This window comes from Methanofollis sp., from assembly GCF_028702905.1.
In the GTDB taxonomy this organism is placed as follows: Archaea; Halobacteriota; Methanomicrobia; order Methanomicrobiales; family Methanofollaceae; genus Methanofollis.
This window is the reverse complement of record NZ_JAQVNX010000178.1, coordinates 1-2914: the sequence shown is the minus strand read 5'-3', so window position 1 is coordinate 2914 and position 2914 is coordinate 1. Positions and strand designations below refer to the sequence as shown.

General features: G+C 63.6%; 3 protein-coding genes. 2 read left to right on the top strand and 1 reads right to left on the bottom strand.

Annotation, left to right across the window (positions count from 1 at the left end; genetic code table 11):
- The coding region (locus PHP59_RS12395) for a metallophosphoesterase (RefSeq protein WP_300167429.1) at positions 1–1055 on the bottom strand (1055 nt) is incomplete at its 3' end.
- Positions 1056–1170: 115 nt separating this feature from the next.
- Between PHP59_RS12395 and PHP59_RS12390 the strand changes: the two genes are divergently transcribed.
- Both PHP59_RS12390 and pscS read left to right on the top strand, forming a co-directional pair.
- Positions 1171–1353, top strand: a complete 183-nt coding sequence (locus PHP59_RS12390; protein WP_300167427.1) for a hypothetical protein — start codon at positions 1171–1173, stop codon at positions 1351–1353.
- Positions 1350–2531 carry an O-phospho-L-seryl-tRNA:Cys-tRNA synthase gene (pscS, locus tag PHP59_RS12385; RefSeq protein WP_300167425.1) on the top strand — a complete coding sequence of 394 codons (1182 nt, stop codon included), beginning with the start codon at positions 1350–1352 and terminating at the stop codon, positions 2529–2531. Before PHP59_RS12390 ends, pscS begins: the two co-directional genes overlap by 4 nt.
- The last annotated feature ends 383 nt before the right edge of the window (positions 2532–2914 follow it).

The following is a 2914-nucleotide window of genomic DNA, read 5'->3' as shown; positions in this document are numbered from 1 at the left end:
GGGAGGTGCTTCTCGCCCAGGAACCGCCCGAACTCGGCGACATAGTCGAGGCCGGCAAGGTCGCCGCCGGCAAGGCGGGGGACCTCCTCCTCGGCCACCTCGGCCCTCACCTTCAGGTCGAGGAGGCCGTCGGCGGCGCAGGCAGGGCCGCGGCGCCCGAGGTCGCGGAGCGTCTCCCGCCCCACACCGGCGACCGTGACCTGGCACATCGCATGGGGAGCGGCGACCCTCTCCACCGCGCCGGCAATCGCGTCGGCGACACCGCCGGCCGAAAGATCGGCGCAGTCCAGGGTGCCGAGGTCGTACATCGGGGTCTTCGGGAGGGCGAGGGGCGTGACCCGACCCGTCGCCGTGTCGACGACAAGGCCCCCCTTCCTGTCATGGATCTCGCCGTACGTGCAGTGTTCCAGGGACCCGCTGTACCAGGCGCGGCTGCCGACCTGCATCTGCCCGTGGTAGTGGCCGAGGGCGATGTAGTCGAAGTCGTCGGAGATCATCGTGTTGTCGATCTCGTGCTCCGCGATTGTGTGGAGTTTTTTGTCGGCGACCATGCTCGCGAGGCCGTGGGTGACCAGCACATTGGCCGATGAGGGAGAGAGGTCGACCCCGTCGAAGGCGACCCTGTAGTCGCCTGCCTCAAGCATGTTCGGGATGAGGTGGAAGACGGTGTCGCCGACCTCCACCCTCTCGTACCGGTACCGGTACGCGGCATGGACCTCGGCGCCATGGTATGCGAGCACGGCAAAGGGCGACTCGGTGTACCTGGTCTTCGCCATCGAGTGGTTGCCGGCGATGAGGATGAGGGGGACGCCCGCGTCCTGCAGCCTGTCCAGGGCCTCGAGGACCGTCGTGTAGGCCCTGGTCTTCGGCCTGACAGTGTGGAAGAGGTCGCCCGCGTGGACGACGGCGTCGGGCCTCTCCCTGATGACCATGTCGACGGCCGCAAGAAAATTCTCGTAGACCAGTTTTTCCCGCAGGTTCATCCCGGTCTCGGGGTCGATTTTATTGAAGGCCGCAAGGCCGAGGTGCGTATCGGCAATATGGACGAATTTCATCTTTATCAAGACCTCATCTGCCGGTCGTATATAGAGCTCTCCGGCGGACCCTGAAAGTGAAGGGGAGCGTCACCACTATCTAATAGCGGGTGCACAATATGAGGGTGGTGATTCTGTGACACAGCGGGCTGTGGACGCAATATTTCAGGCGATGTTCCTCCTCACCGATCTGCGGGTGCTGATGCGGGAGACGGCGCCCCTTCACGATCTCGATGAGGAGCAGCGGGCAAAGGCCGCAAAGGCCCTGGAAAAACTGAAAAAACAGATCAATACTCTTGAGCAGGAGCTGGCCCGATGAAGTGCACGGCCGATATCGAGGCACGCGACCTCGAAGAGATGTCCATCAATATCGACCCGATCCAGGCCGGCGGCAGGCTGACCGCGGACGCGATGAAGGCGATCATCGCCTGGGGCGACGGCTACTCGGTCTGCGACAACTGCCGGAAACCTTTCAGGCTGGACTACATCGAAAAGCCGGCCATCAACGTCTTCCACGACGACCTCGCGGCATTCGTCGGCATGGACGAGGCGCGGGTCGTGCCCGGCGCGAGGCGCGGCTTCCAGGCGGTCGCCGGCACCTATGTGCAGAAGGGCGACCCGGTGATGCTCACCGGCCTCTCCCACTACACCGAGTTCCTGGCCGTCGAGAACACCGGGGGCGTGCCCCTGGAGATCCCGAAGGACGGGAAGAATATCATCAGGGCCGAGGCGGCGGCGGAAAAACTCGAAGAGGCGGTGCGGACCTTCGGGCGGCCGCCTGTCCTCCTCTTCCTCGACCATGTCGACTACCAGTACGGCAATCTCCATGAGGTGAAGGAGATCGCCCGCGTCGCCCACCAGTACGACGTCCCTGTCCTCCTCAACGGCGCCTACACGGTCGGCATCCTGCCTGTGGACGGGAAGGCCCTCGGCGTCGACTTCGTCGTCGGGTCGGGGCACAAGAGCATGGCGGCGCCGGCGCCCTCGGGCGTGCTCGCCACGACCGCGGAGCGTGCCGACGAGGTCTTCAGGACGACGACGATCAAGGGAGACGTCACCGGCCGGACCTTCGGGCTGAAGGAGGTGGAGATGATGGGATGCACCCTGATGGGCGTCACCCTCATGGGCATGATGGCCTCCTTCCCGCATGTGCGGGAGCGGGTGAACCACTGGGAGGAGCACCTTGCCAATGGCACGCTCTTCGTCAACGCCCTGGCCTCGATCGAGGGGACGGAGATCAGGTCCGAGATGCCGCGGCGCCACACCCTGACCCGCGTCGACACGACCGCCTCCTTCGATCGGGTGGCCGAGACGCACAAAAAACGCGGCTTCTTCCTCTCCTCCGCGCTGAAGAAGAAGGGGATCGTCGGCGTCATTCCCGGGGCGACGAAGGTCTGGAAGTTCAACACCTACGGCCTCTCCCGGGCGCAGGTGGAGTACCTCGCCGCCGCGTACCTGGAGATCGCGGAGGAGAACGGACTTTCCGTCTCCGCGTAAGGATAGGATAGAGTGCCGGCCCTGAGGGGGTCGGTGCGGTTCTTTTTTTCTATCACATTGTTCCGGATAGAGTCTTAAATGGGAGTCCGGAGGGAACTTGAAAAGACGAAGGCTTCGAAGAAAATCCCGGGAGAAACATGGGAAGGCATTATCTCCAGGGATAAATCAGTGGAGCGGCATCTTGTCCGGGGGGCATCGCTCGAAAACGTTCCGTTTTCTCAAGCTCCCTTCGGTCGCACCCCCGGTCCCACCACCATTAGGATAGGGGAGGGATGGTAACCACCTCCTTCAGGATCTCTGCTCTGTCTTCCCGGGGTTTATCCTGAGTCGGGGACGACCAGAGGGAGTCGAGAAGACGAAGGCTTTCGAGGCCAGCACCCCCG

What these genes read in the sequence shown, in the direction of transcription:
- pscS (WP_300167425.1), top strand. Translation starts at nt 1,350, where the DNA reads ATGAAGTGCACGGCCGATATCGAGGCACGCGACCTCGAAGAGATGTCC.